General features: G+C 39.7%; 14 protein-coding genes. 6 read left to right on the top strand and 8 right to left on the bottom strand.

Annotation, left to right across the window (positions count from 1 at the left end):
- Positions 1-100: 100 nt before the first annotated feature.
- Positions 101-1,585, top strand: a complete 1,485-nt coding sequence (locus CBM24_RS22805; protein WP_088162852.1) for a PLP-dependent aminotransferase family protein — start codon at positions 101-103, stop codon at positions 1,583-1,585.
- Here the strand turns inward: CBM24_RS22805 and CBM24_RS22800 are convergent.
- The 5 genes from CBM24_RS22800 to CBM24_RS22780 all read right to left on the bottom strand — a co-directional run bounded on the left by CBM24_RS22800 (position 1,582) and on the right by CBM24_RS22780 (position 7,037).
- On the bottom strand, positions 1,582-2,115 hold the full coding sequence (locus CBM24_RS22800; RefSeq protein WP_088162851.1) for a MepB family protein: 534 nt from the start codon (positions 2,113-2,115) through the stop codon (positions 1,582-1,584). The genes CBM24_RS22805 and CBM24_RS22800 overlap by 4 nt on opposite strands.
- Positions 2,105-2,656: a dihydrofolate reductase family protein gene (locus CBM24_RS22795; protein ID WP_088162850.1), complete on the bottom strand. Its 552-nt coding sequence runs from the start codon at positions 2,654-2,656 to the stop codon at positions 2,105-2,107. The genes CBM24_RS22800 and CBM24_RS22795 overlap by 11 nt, the downstream gene beginning before the upstream one ends.
- 393 nt (positions 2,657-3,049) lie before the next feature.
- Positions 3,050-5,020 (bottom strand): DUF3857 domain-containing protein, encoded by a 1,971-nt coding sequence (locus CBM24_RS22790; RefSeq protein ID WP_088162849.1) that lies wholly within the window; start codon positions 5,018-5,020, stop codon positions 3,050-3,052.
- A gap of 180 nt (positions 5,021-5,200) precedes the next feature.
- Complete coding sequence (locus CBM24_RS22785) at positions 5,201-6,472, bottom strand: carboxypeptidase-like regulatory domain-containing protein (protein ID WP_088162848.1); 1,272 nt, start codon at positions 6,470-6,472, stop codon at positions 5,201-5,203.
- Positions 6,459-7,037 (bottom strand): RNA polymerase sigma factor, encoded by a 579-nt coding sequence (locus tag CBM24_RS22780; RefSeq protein WP_088162847.1) that lies wholly within the window; start codon positions 7,035-7,037, stop codon positions 6,459-6,461. Before CBM24_RS22780 ends, CBM24_RS22785 begins: the two co-directional genes overlap by 14 nt.
- An 81-nt stretch (positions 7,038-7,118) precedes the next feature.
- On the opposite strand from CBM24_RS22780, the gene CBM24_RS22775 reads away from it, so the two are divergent.
- Positions 7,119-8,981, top strand: coding sequence for a vWA domain-containing protein (locus CBM24_RS22775; protein ID WP_088162846.1), 1,863 nt, complete (start codon positions 7,119-7,121; stop codon positions 8,979-8,981).
- A gap of 231 nt (positions 8,982-9,212) precedes the next feature.
- The gene (locus CBM24_RS22770; RefSeq protein ID WP_075994065.1) at positions 9,213-9,623 is read left to right on the top strand and encodes a hypothetical protein; all 411 of its coding nucleotides are present in this window, start codon (positions 9,213-9,215) and stop codon (positions 9,621-9,623) included.
- A 343-nt stretch (positions 9,624-9,966) separates the two neighbouring features.
- Here CBM24_RS22770 and CBM24_RS22765 read toward each other — a convergent pair whose 3' ends face one another.
- On the bottom strand, positions 9,967-10,629 hold the full coding sequence (locus CBM24_RS22765) for a DUF6266 family protein (RefSeq protein ID WP_088162844.1): 663 nt from the start codon (positions 10,627-10,629) through the stop codon (positions 9,967-9,969).
- Positions 10,630-11,100: 471 nt separating this feature from the next.
- Between CBM24_RS22765 and CBM24_RS22760 the strand changes: the two genes are divergently transcribed.
- The gene (locus CBM24_RS22760; protein ID WP_088162843.1) at positions 11,101-12,156 is read left to right on the top strand and encodes a fatty acid desaturase; all 1,056 of its coding nucleotides are present in this window, start codon (positions 11,101-11,103) and stop codon (positions 12,154-12,156) included.
- An 8-nt stretch (positions 12,157-12,164) separates the two neighbouring features.
- Here the strand turns inward: CBM24_RS22760 and CBM24_RS22755 are convergent, their stop codons facing one another.
- Positions 12,165-12,638 (bottom strand): helix-turn-helix domain-containing protein, encoded by a 474-nt coding sequence (locus CBM24_RS22755; protein WP_075994063.1) that lies wholly within the window; start codon positions 12,636-12,638, stop codon positions 12,165-12,167.
- Positions 12,639-13,115: 477 nt separating this feature from the next.
- The gene (locus CBM24_RS22750; RefSeq protein ID WP_088162842.1) at positions 13,116-13,298 is read right to left on the bottom strand and encodes a hypothetical protein; all 183 of its coding nucleotides are present in this window, start codon (positions 13,296-13,298) and stop codon (positions 13,116-13,118) included.
- A 264-nt stretch (positions 13,299-13,562) separates the two neighbouring features.
- On the opposite strand from CBM24_RS22750, the gene CBM24_RS22745 reads away from it, so the two are divergent.
- On the top strand, positions 13,563-14,450 hold the full coding sequence (locus CBM24_RS22745) for a sugar phosphate isomerase/epimerase family protein (RefSeq protein ID WP_088162841.1): 888 nt from the start codon (positions 13,563-13,565) through the stop codon (positions 14,448-14,450).
- A 117-nt stretch (positions 14,451-14,567) separates the two neighbouring features.
- Entirely contained in the window at positions 14,568-15,386 is an 819-nt protein-coding gene (locus CBM24_RS22740; RefSeq protein ID WP_088162840.1) for a universal stress protein, read from the top strand.
- Positions 15,387-15,412 lie beyond the last annotated feature (26 nt).

Raw genomic sequence — 15,412 nt, 5'->3', positions numbered from 1 at the left:
AATGACCATTCGGATTTCGTAATTCAATGCGATTATTTTTTCATGATGATTGCAAAGATTATAGTTTAAATGATAACTTTGGTAGTCCGAAATAAACATAATGAGTAGTCCGGTTAGTATAGGTTTTCATTCCATTATTAAGATAGATCGCCGGAAGGAAGATGCCATCTATCTACAGATCGTTTATCAATTTATCCATGCTGTCAAGCGAAATCTATTGGAAGAAGGGGATCTGTTGCCCGGAAGCCGGAAAATTGCTGAAGAACTGAACGTGCACCGAAAAACCATTGTAGCCGCTTTAGCGGAATTGCAGGAACAGGGCTGGGTGAAAATTTTGGCTAATCGCGGGACTTTTGTGAAAAATCCCGAGCTTATCGGTACTTCCGGGTCGGCGATTGAAGCATTTAGACAGCCACCTGATTTTGCACCTTACTTTTTTAGAAAGGAACTCATATTGGATATGCCTATTTCAGAGGTTCCCGAAAGGTACTATTTTACGGATGGAACACCGGATTATAATGTCATTGGAGCGGAGGAACTGGTGCGTTTTTATGCATCCATGGTGAAACGGAAAAAGAAAAGTGATGATTTTCCGACGACGACTGAAGGAAATTTGTTTTTTAGGGATCAGTTAAGCTATTATCTGAATTTAACAAGAGGGTTTCATCTTTCCCGGAATTTCGTGTTGCCGATTGCCAGCCGGGAACAGATTTTTTCAATTTTATCCCGATTATTGATCCGGCCCGACGATATTGTATTGGTAGAAAATTTAAGTTATTTTTTACCTAACATGATCTTTAGTCAAGCTGGGGCCAAGCTAAAAACCATTCCCGTAGATGCGGAGGGGATGATTGTAGATAAGATCGGAGACCAATTTAGACCCGGAGAAATCAGGTGTGTTTACCTCAATACCAGGTGTCAGTATCCAACGACGGTTAACCTTTCCGAGCGAAGGAAAATTCAACTGTTACAGTTGGCCGAGCAGTATAACTTTATCATTATTGAGGATGATGTGGATTTTGAGTCTTCCTTTTTTAAGGAGAAAGGTGAATCACTTTTCCGGAAAAATGGCGGCAACCGTGTGATTTATACAGGTGCTTTCGGTAGTTTCTTTGACCCTGGTTTCCAAATGAATTTTTTGATCGCACCTCAGGATCTGTTGGAAGAGGGAAAAAAGTATTTGAACATCTTCGGAAAGCCGAATTTTATGATCGAGAAGACATTGGGCGAGATTATCCACCAGGGTGATATCTTTCGGTATCAGCGTAAATTTCAGAAAACAATTGCAGAGCGAAAAGAATTGTTTGCACAATTGCTGTTACGGCATTTTGAAGATAAAATCAGATTTGACGTCCCGGCTTCGGGACTGGCTTTTTGGATACAGTTTAATACAGTTGTTTCGCTGACAGCCTTGCAGGAGAAAGTGCGGTCGCAGGGACTGTTGTTGCCGAGTAATTGCCTTTATCAAAATAAAACGGTCACTGCATTGCGGTTGGGGTTTGCTCATCTTGACGAACAAAGTATGGTGGCGGCAATTTCTTTGTTGCGTGCAGCTTATGCCGATTTGGTCGAAAATATCGACTAGCTGCTTTGCAGTATATGGGTCAATTTGTTTTTGGCTTCTTGGTGGGGACCACAGAAATCCACAAAGTATCTGTGCTGCCATTGTTTACTTTTGGTAGCCTGTTTGTTTGTTGGGATGCTCCAATCTGGATAAATACGGAATCCGCGTTTGCCCATTTGAGAACCCGCTGTGAGGATTGTATGTTCAACTAACGCCTGTTTTGGAAAGACAAATAGGCCGCAATGCTGTTCCTGTTCAACCGAAATAAGATAATAATCGAAATGATCATCTGCAGTAAAAGGTATGGTCTGGCCATCGGTGTTGCGTTTCCAGAGTGCAACGAATAATCCTACTTTTTTTGGTGTTATCTTGGCCTTTCTAAATTTGAAGTGTTTGTTGCCCAGTTGAAAATTAACACCATAATAGGCCCTACCTGTTTGATCTTGTGATAGGTTAGAGCAATGGAGCATAAGTATGCTTTCGAGTTGATCTATCGCTTTCCTGATCATATGATCGGCGATCTGTGGGGTTGCCTGATCGTTAAGATTCATGTTGGGGGGTATAGATTAACTGAACAACTCCCGATTTGAATGTGACGCTTTGAACAAGTTTTAGGGATAGTCGTTCAGGTAAGTTTTCGAATAAAGGCTTGCCACTTCCCAGGGCAATAGGGTGAACGGAAATGCGATAGACGTCAACAAGGTTAGCTTGAATGAATGTTTTAATTAGACGCGCTCCACCATATAGCCAAATATCCTTTCCGGGCTGTGCTTTTATTTCCTGAACTTGTTTTGCGATGTCAGTCTGGATGAAAGTAGCGTTTTCATCTTGCCTTGCCTGACTAGAAAAAACATATTTTTTCTTCGCATGGACATTTTTCCAAAGATTTATTTCTGTTTCATCGGCCGTAGCGTGCGGCTGGAAATTACCCCAGGCATCATAGCTCACGCGGCCATAAAAGATGGTATCGATCGAAGCCAAAAAGCCATCGAAATCCATGTCATCATCCATAATACACCAGTCAACCTCTCCCTGTGAACCCTCAATAAAGCCATCTAGGGTCATGGCCAGATCCAATATTATCTTTCTCATGTGTGTGTTATTTGCTTTAAACCTGTTGCTTGTGTTCCCGTAAAATAGGAGCTGGGTTAGCTCAATATCGGATTGTCAGGATAACATAAAGATAGGGAAATAATAAGTTTTGGCCAAATTGGTGAAGAACGGAGCAAAGAAAAAGCCCAGCAAAGAATGTCTGGGCTTTGAGATTATATAAGGGGAATAATACTTGCTAAAAAAGTGAAGACCTAGTCTTCATCGGTGATAATATCATCACCATCTAATTCGAAACCTTCACCAAGGAAGGTATTCTCTAGTTCGAATAAATCTGAATCTTTAATCATTTTACTATTTTTTTGATATTCAAAGTTATCACCCTTATTTAAGCTAATCGTCAATATAAAATGAAGTTTGTGTTAAGCGATATTGTTATATTTTTTTGAGTACAACATCTAATTTTTCTGCCTGGATGATTCGGCTGAAAAACTCTTTTAAATCAAAATACTCTTCCGGCATAAACAAGGGTTTGTTTAATTGTGTTGCAGATTCTATTATCAGAACGTCCGGTGTTGTATTATTGATTTTGAAGATATACCGTGCCGCACGTTCAGGAAGAGCCATACTGATATTTTTTAACTTTCCTTCCGTTGGATATGCATAGCCTTTTGGTAGTTTGATTTCAATGTAGCACTCTTCTTGGACTAAAGAACCAAAGTCGATTGGGTAATTCCGCTCCGTTAGGTTGAAGGGGTTCTTGGACATTTTGGTGTCAATATAAGGATTGAATAGAAGTTGGTCATTTTGTAGGGTTGCAAAATTCTTAATCTCAATTTCAAACTCCTCCGTTAGTGGTTTGTCAAGAGATTCCCGATTCGATACTTTAAAACTGTTGATTTTGATGCGATTGTTTTCTTCATCTATTTTTTCATAGAATTCTTCTTCAGAATTACTTCCTTGAAGGCGCTCACGCATTTTGGAAGCGCCATAACCGTTACGTGAGGTAATCCATTTTCCTTTTAATGCACCATCTTCCGACAGTTCACCATAGAAGAAATTACTATAACTAGATGAAAGATTTGCCTCGAGTTTTACCCAGTCAGATTCGCCTTCGAGGGGAATTGATCTTCCCTGAAAATTGACACATTTCATCGGGATATTTCCAAACATCTCATAGGGAGAGGTTGCATCGAGCAGGTAGTAGTTTTCACCTATTTTTACCCGGGCAATAACGTGATTGAACTCTGATATCGCTGGTGCATAGAGTCCTGCATAGCCATTCTCACGTGTCGATAAAATAACAGGGATGGCATCTAGCTTCGCATAACGTAGGGCATTGACCAGTCCAAGGTTAATATCGGCGCTATTGCCTGTTCTTTTTTCGATGGCTTCTTTGATATTTTTTGCGTAGATTGAATGGCGGTTATTCCATTTTATTTGTTTCTGAAAATAGGTATACAGCCGTACCGCTTTTTCCAGATCATCTTTTGAATCCTGCAAGACGGGTTCTATGAATTCCTTCAGTGCCGTTTTTCGCTTTACTTGTCCACCAAAACTTTCGTCCTGTACGAGTTTATCCCTGACATTTTCCCACGTGAGCGAGAAGTCTTTTGTCGGTCCCATTGGAATGCTGTACCGACCAAGTTCGAAGAAAATGATTGATCTAAAATTTTTAGAAGAAGTCATGTAATCTTCGGTATGGAAAGCCGGGATATTTTCCATGGTATAAATGGTTTTATTGCCTAAGACTTCTCCAACTTGAGAATTTAGCCCCGTGTTGTAATTTTCAACCTTTCGGTCACTGACGGCTAATCCCCCCTTTAAATTGGCTTTATAATGAAAAACTTCGGGAATACGGGTGACGTATTGGCTATAAAGTTTCGGGAGATCTTCCTGAAATTCCCAAGCATTTAGGTTAAAGATAAATGGAGATTCTGTACGGTAACGGTATTCAATAATTGTACCTTCTTGGACCTGCGGAATGGCCGCTTTTGTTACCGCATAGTTTTCTGAGGCGTTTTCGTTAAAAATATTCGCTTTCGTCATCTCTGTTTCCACGACCTTATCACCGACGAGGTGATAGGATGCTCCCTTGATGTCCATAAGGACTTCGCGTTCGTTCCCACTTTTATATAAAGGGATGCTGAAATTAGCGTAATCATAAGCTTCCTTATTTAATATTTTAATGCGGACGTGTCTGAAAAATTGAACAACCGGACCTTTGTTTTTATCATAACTAACTTCGGCTGATCCATATTCACGTAAGACAAAGGCATTTGCTGCTGTATCTATTTTGTCAACAGTAATGGCAAAATCTTCCTTTTTTATTTTACCGAACGAAAAATCTTGTGCTTGTAGGGATATACCACTAAGCAAGAGGAGGCCAGTGAAAAAACTTTTCATAAAAAATGACTGTATGGTTAAGAATTATAACACTAAAGTATGAAATAATTTTAAATCCAAACCCTTATAAATAAAATTGATTGAAAAGATAAATGGATCGATAAATTTCGACTGCTTATTTGTCCAGATAGCGAGATAAACTTGTGTTGTAGTTTGATGAGATGCGTAAAGATAGCGTATTTACAAGGTGAATTCGAAGCTTAACGTGACATAGCGGTAGTCTTCGCCTCTCCATTTTGATCCCGAAAGTAGGATTTCTTTGGCTTTGGCATCGAGGTAATCATTTGCACTTTGGAGAACGCTGATATTTGTTGGGAATCCATCTTTATCGATATAGAAGCTTAAACGGACAGTGCCCTCATAACGGCTTTTAGCTGTTTTTTTCTTGATGTAATTGTTGAACGATCTCCAGCCCCAGATCGGTTCGGCACTTTTTGATTTGCGTGAAGACATCGTTGTGACGACGACTTCATCAAGTGTGGCGCCGGAAGGTTGCAGTTTGATCGTTGTATTTTTGCTGCGACGCATATTCAATGCAACCGAGTTGTAGCCCAGCGCCATGATGTCGACGAGTGAATCCATTGTACTGGCTTGGATGGTCGCTTGTCCCTGTGCGTCGGTATTCGTAGCAAACTTGCTATTGGGTTGAATGATTGTCACTCCCGAAATAGGTAAGCCTGTCTCTTTGTCCCGAATCGTAAGTTGTAGCGGTGTACCTTGTTGTTGTGGGATCGAAATACCTGGAGCCCTGCCTGCAAGTGCATTGTTTAAACTTGAGGTTCCTCGAATCATAATCGTTTGGGAAGCATCTTTTTTCTTTGCCATTGGCGCATAACCGATAACAATTGTACTGTCTGTAGGTCTTAATCCAAATACAGGGCGATTATTATTGAGACCTTCCTTCATTTCTTCCAGTGATTTTACACGTAGGGAGGGTTCCTGGGATAAAACGGTCACCTCTTCCAGTGGGTGCTGTTCATGAAGCCGCGGTCTGTTATTATCTGCTAATTGTGGCGAATGATCTTGAGATCCTATTTTTGATGCAATATCATCTGAAGGAATGATAGAATCTGCTGCTGTAACCTTTGTTTTGGGTTTTTCCTGTGTAACACTTACTTCAGCGGTACGCCTCGCTTCGGATGAATTTTTGTCCTGTTGACGGTAAAGAAGAAGACCAACCCCCAACACGATCACTGCTGCTGCAGCGATGCTAAGTCTCTTCCAATCAAAGACCTTTATTTTAGCGGAATTGTCTTTTTCAATACGTTGCGCAATTTGGTTGTTGATTGTTGTAATTACGGTTTTATTCTGATCCATTTCAATACCTATAAGAATATCCGCCAACATGGGGTCACGTTGCGCCTCCCGTTCAAGCGCATACATCTCCGTAGGAGATAGTTCGCCGTTGACGTATTTCTTTAAGTATGCTATGTCGTAATTACTGTTGCTCATTCCAAGCCTCCATGCAATTTTTTAAATTCCGTTTTCCATTCTGAATATAGCTTTTTACTTCGTTCAAGCTATAACCGGTAGATTCACTAATCTCTTTGTAACATTTTTCTTCCAAAAAGAAGAGTCTAACCGACTGTTGCTGTTTGTCTGGCAATTTTCCCAGACAGCCTTCCATGGCTGTTAGCTGTTCTTCTTTTTCATCATATTGTTCATACTGATGCATGTCTCCCGGAAATTTCACAAATTCATCCAAAGAAATTTGAGTTTTGTTCTTTTGAGACCTCAAATACATCAGACAATGGTTCTTGCTTAATACATAAAGCCACCTTGGGAAGTCCTTGATTTCTTGTTTGTTGACTTTGTATATTAATTCTTCAAAGATATTCATGACAGCATCTTTACTCAATTCGGAATCTTGGAGATACCGTAAGCAAACATAGTATACCATCTCCGTATGTCGTTGGTATAGATCACCCAATACCTGGAGCTCCTTAGACTCCTGGTAGTGCAGCAAGAGCTCGTGGTCTTGTGCTGTATCTATTTTTGACGACTTGAATGCGAACATTTTATTGGTTAAAAATATTTTTTTTTTCTGGTTTATGGAAATTTAATATTTGAGGCATCCCTTGGCAAAAATGTAAAAGATATGAGAGCAATACTTTTTGTAATAGGCTTGTTGCTATCCTTAGGCGGATATGCCAAGCAAGGATATGAGGTTAGGGGGAAGGTTGTCGATGCGAATACAGGAATGGCAATTGTGGGGGTACAGGTGAACAATGCTGCAACCAAAGCACATGTGCAGACCGATGACAAGGGAAACTATCGTATTCAAGTCCTTGATGGTAAAAACATCTTGATTTTTAGTTATATCGGATATCTTGAGCAGCGGATAGCGGTCAACCATCGGTCAAAGGTTGATGTGGCGTTGGTGCAGCAAAATAATGCGCTGGATGAGGTTGTGGTGACCGGATATGAGCACAAGGCGAAGCGTCAGACGGCATCGGTGATGAATGTTAATGCAGCTTTGTCTGGGCAAGTATCGGGTTTGTATATTAGAGGAACGGCGTATGTGCCTAATCAGAACCAAGAATCTTATCAAAAGTTGAAGGAAAATAGCTTTATCAATCCACGTAAAGAGCCTTTATCGACCTTTGCAGCCGATGTTGATGCTGCTTCCTATAGTAATGTGCGTCGATTTATCAATTCGGGAACTCTGCCTGAAAAAGACGCAGTACGGGTTGAAGAGATGATCAATTACTTTCAGTATCAAGTGGCTGGACCTAAAAATGGTGAACCTGTAAATATCGTCACCGAATTGACGAAGGCACCCTGGAATACAACGCATCAGCTCATGCGCGTCACGTTAAAGGCGAAAGATATTCCGACGGAGAATCTTAAAGCTTCCAATTTGGTGTTTTTGATCGATGTGTCGGGATCAATGATGGGACCGGGGCGTCTACCTTTGGTGAAAGCTTCGCTGAAAATGTTGGTCGATCAGCTTCGTGCTGTGGACCATGTAGCCATTGTAACCTATGCTGGATCGGCAGGGGTAAAACTGGAGAGTACGCCCGGTGATGAAAAGATGAAAATAAAATCGGCTATTGAGGAGCTGGAAGCCGGTGGAAGTACCGCCGGTGCTGCAGGAATTAAGAAGGCTTATGAAATTGCGAAGCAACAATTTATCAAAGGAGGAAACAACCGGATCATTTTGGCTAGTGACGGCGATTTCAATGTTGGGGAGAGTAGTGACGAATCGATGGAAGAATTAATTTCCAAAGAAAGTAAATCGGGGGTTTTCCTCACAGTATTGGGGTATGGCATGGGAAATCTGAAGGACAGTAAGATGGAAATCCTTGCCGACAAAGGGCATGGGAATTATGCCTATATAGACAATATTTCTGAAGCACGAAAAGCGATGGTAACCGAATTTGGGGGAACTTTGTTTACCGTTGCTAAAGATGTCAAGATTCAGGTCGAATTTAATCCCAGTTATGTGCAGGCATACCGTTTAGTGGGATACGAAAACCGCTTGCTGGAGGCTGAGGATTTTAATAATGATCAAAAGATGGGTGGTGACATGGGCGTAGGACATGTGGTGACAGCCTTATATGAAATTGTACCCGTCGGTGTAGCGTCGGGGGGGATCGGGACGGTAGATCCCTTAAAATATCAACAGCAAGCGGATCAGGCAGCCGGACGGAGAAATGCTGAACTGGCAACAGTTAAATTTCGGTATAAGGAGCCTGAACGGGAGAAAAGCAAGTTGCAGCAAAAGGTGGTTGGAACTTCTGTTACGGAATTGAACAGTGTGAGTGAAGATTTACGATTCGTAACTGCGGTAGCGGAACTAGGTCTATTACTTCGTGATTCTGATTTTAAGCAAAAGGCCAATTTTGATCAGCTCATAGCGCGAGCAAAAGCTTCTAAAGGCAAAGATGAGGAAGGTTATCGTGCTGAATTTATCCGTATTGCAGAAAATGCCCGGGATTTATCGAGATCGAAAGAATAAATAAAAATGACTAAATAAGGATTTTCTGTAGCAGCAATCGAAATGCTGCTGCTGGAAATAGTTTAGTTTGTGGAACAATAGCCAAAAAAGTAAATAAAATCTATATTTTTAGGTCATCAATAAAAGGAACGTATTTTGCTTCTGCTGATTGTCGTTACGTGATATTTGGTAAGTAAGTACAATCCGAGCGATAGGTTGTTGCGGTGTATGGAAATAAAAAATGCTAGATAAATGAAGAATTTTTTCTTGTGCTTTCTTTTGGCTATTGGTATTACAGTACCATCGGTAGCCCAAAATGCGAGCTTGAATAAACAACAGACCATGGCTTATATTAATAAGCTATATAAGGTTGCTTACCATTATAAGGATACAAAAATTGATACGGTGACAGTAGACGGGAAAGTGTTAACAGTCTTTCTTTCCAGTGGCCAGCATTTTCGAAGTGATATTGCCAAATCAGATGTACTTGTCATCGCAAGAGTAAAATCAGGTTATCAAATTCGATTTAAGTCCTCGCCAAGTACGGATGAAATTTTATGGGCAATCCAGACGGAAGAAGATGCCAAACGTCTGAAAAATGCGTTGGAGCATCTGATTAAAATCGTAAAAACCGAAAAAAAGACCGATCCTTTTGGTAGTTAAGTCATATAGCCGAGCTGATCCGATCGGTAATAGAATGTTCGGCAAGGTATGAGCTTGCCGAACTGAATAGAGAAAGTAGTAGGGCTTGCACATGGATATGTGTTGAGGATTGCTGAGGGGGTAACCAAATGCCTACTAGATATAAAGACGATTGGCTTCATGGCCGAAATTGATGTGGCTGTTGAAACCATCGATTGTAAATCACATCGTTTATACTAATTTAAGGTGTTTACATAAATTCAGGGTTAAAATGTTGTTATCTTATTGTAATTAAGTGTGTTGTGTACTTGTTTTCGAGTGACCTTATTTCTCCTTTTGATGAATTTATTTCCCAGGAGCACCTTCATCCTCTTTCCAAGCTTATATTTCCGAGATAGCTGCTATTCATGCTTCGATTAGTCCCGTCAGCTGCAATAAAACCTAGATATAGATGATATGTATCACTTTGGGTTAGGTTCGGTATTTGAATAGATTCTTGTAAATCCATAATGTAATTATTAAGTAAAACACCTTGTGAAGCGTTTATTGGATTCTCAGGAATGAGAAGTACCAAGGTTCGGAAATCTGTCAGATCTTCATGCAAGAGTTTTTCGGAGTTTTTAAGTTCCCAAGTGATATGGATAGTTTCGTTCAACAATTGAAATGTTGCCCCTGTAATCTCTTCGTCCAACCCTCGGCTTAGGGCAATCTTTTCATAATCGATATGAAAACCTTCATCGTCTTTTTGCATGGCATGGTGAAGGTTGTAGGACATTGCAGCATTATAAGCTGTCATATTCTTGGTGTAGGTTGAAAAGCCGAGCCGTATGACTTTCGTGTAAGGGCTTAAGAATTGTTGCATAAGTCCAAATTTGTTTCGGTTGTTTACTTCCTTTTCAGAAAGTGCTCTTTTTTTATTCACTCTCGGAAGAGATCTAACATAATTGATCTCTTTCCACTTACAAAAAACTACTGGTCCCACTTTGCCTGAGGGAGGACCGTTTACACCCTGTGTTACATTTGCCATAATATCAAATTAAATGTGTAGGGCTACTAACACAGAACGAATAGATAAGTTTAGTTTAATACATGGAATAATTGTAAATAACATGTTACATGATAGGGGACTAATAGGCAGTTAAGACGGCTTTATCCGAATGAGGTCCCTATAAGGTCCCTATAAAGTCCCTATCAAATCCCTTTTAGAGAATTATTTTTTTGAGATGAGATCGCTTGTTGCTTACTTAATGGTTTGCACAAAAAAAGCAGATCCGAGGAGTGATCTGCTTTGACTGATATATATTAGAAGTTGGCTGCTGCGTTAACCTAGTAGTACGGTAAATAGTGGGATCACATATTTTGGGGCCCGTTCGTTTTGTTACAGCTTTTGGAAATATTTTTAGAGCTTATTATGGTTATTGGTAGGTAGGGGCATTCTACCTAACATGTTAGATGTCTGCGAAAAAATCCTTATTTTTACCGATAAAATCACATCGAATTGACACATCAGGAAAAGTCGAGCCAGATTAGGAGGGAAATAAATCTTTCCTATCAACAGCTTAAAGGAATGTACCCCATCTTAAAAAGTCAGAACAGTATCGGAATGGCCATATTTGCACTAGCGATCCTGGCCATTGTTGTTGTATCGATAGCTTGGTCTCGCGCTCTTGTTCCGGCTTGGCTTATGATTGTCAGTAATGCCTTTTTTATGGGTGTTTTACATGAAATAGAACATGATCTGATTCATTGGCTTTATTTTAAAAGACAAAAAGTGGTTCATCATTTTATGCTTTTTAGTGTATGGATATTACGCCCACTGACTGTCAATCCCTGGATACGCAGGACCTTGCATCATCATCATCATAAATTTTCGGGTACATTACATGATGTTGAGGAACGCAGTGTGACGAATGGCGAGCAGTGGTCGATCAAACGTTTGGTAACAACGGCCGATGTTGTATTGGGCGGGCTCTTTCGGCTGCATCGTATGTTTAATGATATGGACAAAGAGGTGAAAAATGGGAATCTAAAATTGGAGACTTCTTCAAAACTAAAACGGATTATGTTTTTAAGCATTGTTCCAGTGACTATTTTTGCACATGTGATCTTATATTTCTTCTTTGCAGACCTATTATTTGATTGGTTAAGAGTGGTTTTTGGAGTGAATTTGAGTTTTCCACACTATGTTGATAACATGTTGATAAGTTTGCGTTGGATCATTTATGTTATTCTATTACCAAACTTATTACGCCAATTTTGTTTACATTTTATTACGTCAAACATGCATTATTTTGGCGATGTCGAAGCTGGAAATGTTATTGAGCAAACGCAGGTATTGACAGTTTGGTGGACTTTTCCGATGCAATTGTTTTGTTTCTTTTTTGGCTGGACACATAGCATCCATCATTTTGTTGTCAATGAAACATTTTACGTACGTCATATGGGTCGTAAGAAAGCACAAGAAATCTTACGGAAGTATGGGGTTCGTTTTAATGATTTGGGAACATTTAGAAGGGCAAACCGTTTTCGTGAACTTTCCAACAAAAAAGTTTAATAATTTTTTTACCTTTTTTTACGATAGGTTTTATAGTTACCGTGCTGCTGATAGACAAGAGTTCCTTCTTCACAATAGTTTGATAGGTAAACAGAGAATTTATTGCTTTGGCTCTTGTCAATACCCAATTGGACCAATACCTCCGAAACACGTCGTGCTGAGTAGAAAAAATCCGAATGATAGACGAGGTCATCCAGTTTTTTGCTTAGCGTGATTCTTTCCTGTGCATCGGGAGGTAGGGAGTAAGGAGAATTAAAGACAATATCATGCTGAAAAAATATCGTTGGTTGAATTTCCAGGCTACGACATAGGGTTAAAAAATTTGTGAGCGTTAAGTCTTTTCCCTTTTCTATGCCATTGAGTGTTCCTGTTGAAATGCCCGTTAGATGGGATAGATCCCGCAATGAATAATATAGATCATTTCGTTTCGCGCGAAAGCGTAAACCAATTGTTTCCAGTAATGCTTTGTCTTCATCCGTCATACAACGAATTGAATGACAATTTGCGCAAAATATAGTTTATTATTTTATTTAAAAATTTGTGTTTGTTGTTTTTTGTTTTATATTTGTTTTAACAGATATTTTTAATCTGGAATAAGGTATGTTTCGTGAAAGTCTATATTGGTTTAAATATCGGATAGGAATAAATCTTTCTCTCGATTAGTAAATAGACTCTACGTCACCGTCCTGTGTAAAATAACCAAAATGATCATTCATCATATAAACATGGGCAAATGAAAAACAAAATAATTTAAGAGCATAGTGTCATTTGGCCTGGCTTCGGTTTCCAAGAATCCGTCAAGTTCCACCGGAGCTAAGGTAAATGGCATAGCACGTCAGCACGATGGCCAGTTCTATGGTCAGTTTCTACCAGATCGTGTATGGCGAAACAAGTCGGCTTGCCCAGCTTCGGTTTCCAAGAATCCGTCAAGTTCCGCCGGAGCTGTGGTGAGTTGCATATTATCGTCCACTCATAAAATAATAAATCAGATAAAATACGATCAATACACAGACTGCGATGATAAGTGTACGTTTTAAATTTCGTCCAGCGGGTTCATCATCTTTTTCCTCAATGGCAACCTCAGGTAATTTCTCCTCCTGTTTTTGGTCGTTATGCTCGGGGATGTCATATTTATTTTCCATGATTCAATTTGTTTGTTATCATAAGTAGAACAGCGGTGGACTGTAAATCGTTGAGTTAGGCCAATTTTTAATTCATATAAAAGACCTGTTTTGTGGCACTGAGCGCGCGATGTGAATAAATAAAACGGTAAAGCATTGTGTTTTTTCGAGTATTTGCATACATTGCGGCTATATTTAACGCGATAAACCTAAACAACCTGTAAACGCTGCGTTTACAAATAATTTTGCGTTGAACGAAGTCTATAATAAATAATTGAGCACTAAATGAAAAGAAGAACTCTTATCGGAACATTGGTAGCTGGATGTATGATGTTGGCTGTTAATCCAACATTTGCACAACAGAAAGCTGCAAAAAAGGAAATTGGTCTACAGTTATATTCTGTACGTGAAGAAATCGGGAAAAACCCGAATTTCGACCAGATTCTACAAAAGATCTCAGCATTGGGTTATACAGGAGTAGAAGCCGCTGGATACAAGGATGGTAAATTATATAACCTGAGCCCACAAGAGTTTAAGGCAAAAGTAGAAAAAGCTGGAATGAAAGTAATTTCATCACACGCAACGAAGACTTTATCAGAAAAGGAGCTTGCCTCTGGAGATTTTACGGAATCGCTAAAATGGTGGGACGAATGTATTGCTACACATAAGGCAGCGGGAATGAAATATATTGTTACGCCGTGGATGGATGTGCCTAAAACACTTAAGGATCTGGAAACGCAATGTCGCTACCTTGATGCTGTGGGTGCGAAATGCCGTCAGCAAGGAATCGTATACGGATACCACAACCACTCGCATGAGTTTAGAAAAGTGGAAGATAAAGTGATGTACGATTATATGATAGAGCATACAAATCCTGAGCATGTATTTTTTGAGATGGATGTGTATTGGGCCGTAATGGGACAAGTTAGTCCTGTTGATTATTTCAATAAATATGCCGGCAGATTCAAGGCTTTGCACATTAAGGATCATCGTGAGATTGGTCAAAGTGGTATGGTCGGTTTTGATGCAATTTTTAACAATTCAAAAGTTGCTGGCCTGCAATATATTTTTGTTGAGCTGGAAGAAACACGTAACGATATTTACACCGGTTTACAACAAAGCATTGATTATCTAAAAAAAGCTTCTTTTGTAAAGGCTAGCTACTTAAAATAGCCCGAAATCGGGAGAAAATTGACCCAGTTGAGACAATTCTCCGTTTGATAGATTTATTATTTTTCGTTAACTTGAATGTAATAAAAAGGGATTTTTTATTGAATTAAATTAGACCATATGAAACGGATTATTGTTGCCACAGACTATGCTGAAGAGGCCGAACATGCCTTAAAGTTTATTATGGAAGTTTTCGCAGGAAAAGAATACGAGCTCGTTTTATTTTCTCTTCAAAATCCTTCCATCCATGCGATGAACGCTCGACTTTCTCCCGATTCTATGTTCAAGATTTTTGAACATCAAAGTAAGGTTTTACGACGTAAAGCCGAGGCTATTACTGCCGAAAGTGGTGTTTTGACTATTCCTTATCTGGCAGCAGGCTTGTTTTATGATCAGATTACCAAGTGCATCCATGAGACGAATGCCGATTTGTTGGTGATGGGAATGGCCAAACGTTCCTTTGACCAAGATATGCTTGGCAATACGACCACGGCAGCCATTAGTAAGTTAAAAATACCAATCCTTTCAGTTCCGCTTGGCGCAAAATTTACGGGTTTGGAGCATATTCTTTTTGCCTGTGATATTGTTCGTGGTGTGCAAAAGGAAATTCTTGAAAAAGTAAAGGATTTTGCAGCTGAATTTGATGCGGTATTAGAGGTTCTCAACATTCGTAAGACAGTGGAGCAGCTAAATGAGGAAAAAGGAAAAGAAACACGGGAAACCATCAACGACGTGATGGGAATCGTAAGTTATTACTACAAAAATGTAACGTCCAATGAGGTCGTAAAAGCTATCCGGGACGAGGTAAAAGAAAGCAGTACGGATCTGTTGGTTATGATCCCCTATAGGTACGGTTTTTGGAGCTCATTGACCCATCGAAGTAAGACGCGTATGATGGCCTCGGGGCTGGATGTTCCTTTGCTGACAATCTCGATCTAATTCTTTTTAACTATAAAAGCCCAGGT

This window comes from Sphingobacterium sp. G1-14, assembly GCF_002196555.1.
In the GTDB taxonomy this organism is placed as follows: Bacteria; Bacteroidota; Bacteroidia; order Sphingobacteriales; family Sphingobacteriaceae; genus Sphingobacterium; species Sphingobacterium siyangense.
The sequence above is the reverse complement of the archived record's forward strand: the minus strand, read 5'-3'. Positions and strand labels throughout refer to the sequence as shown.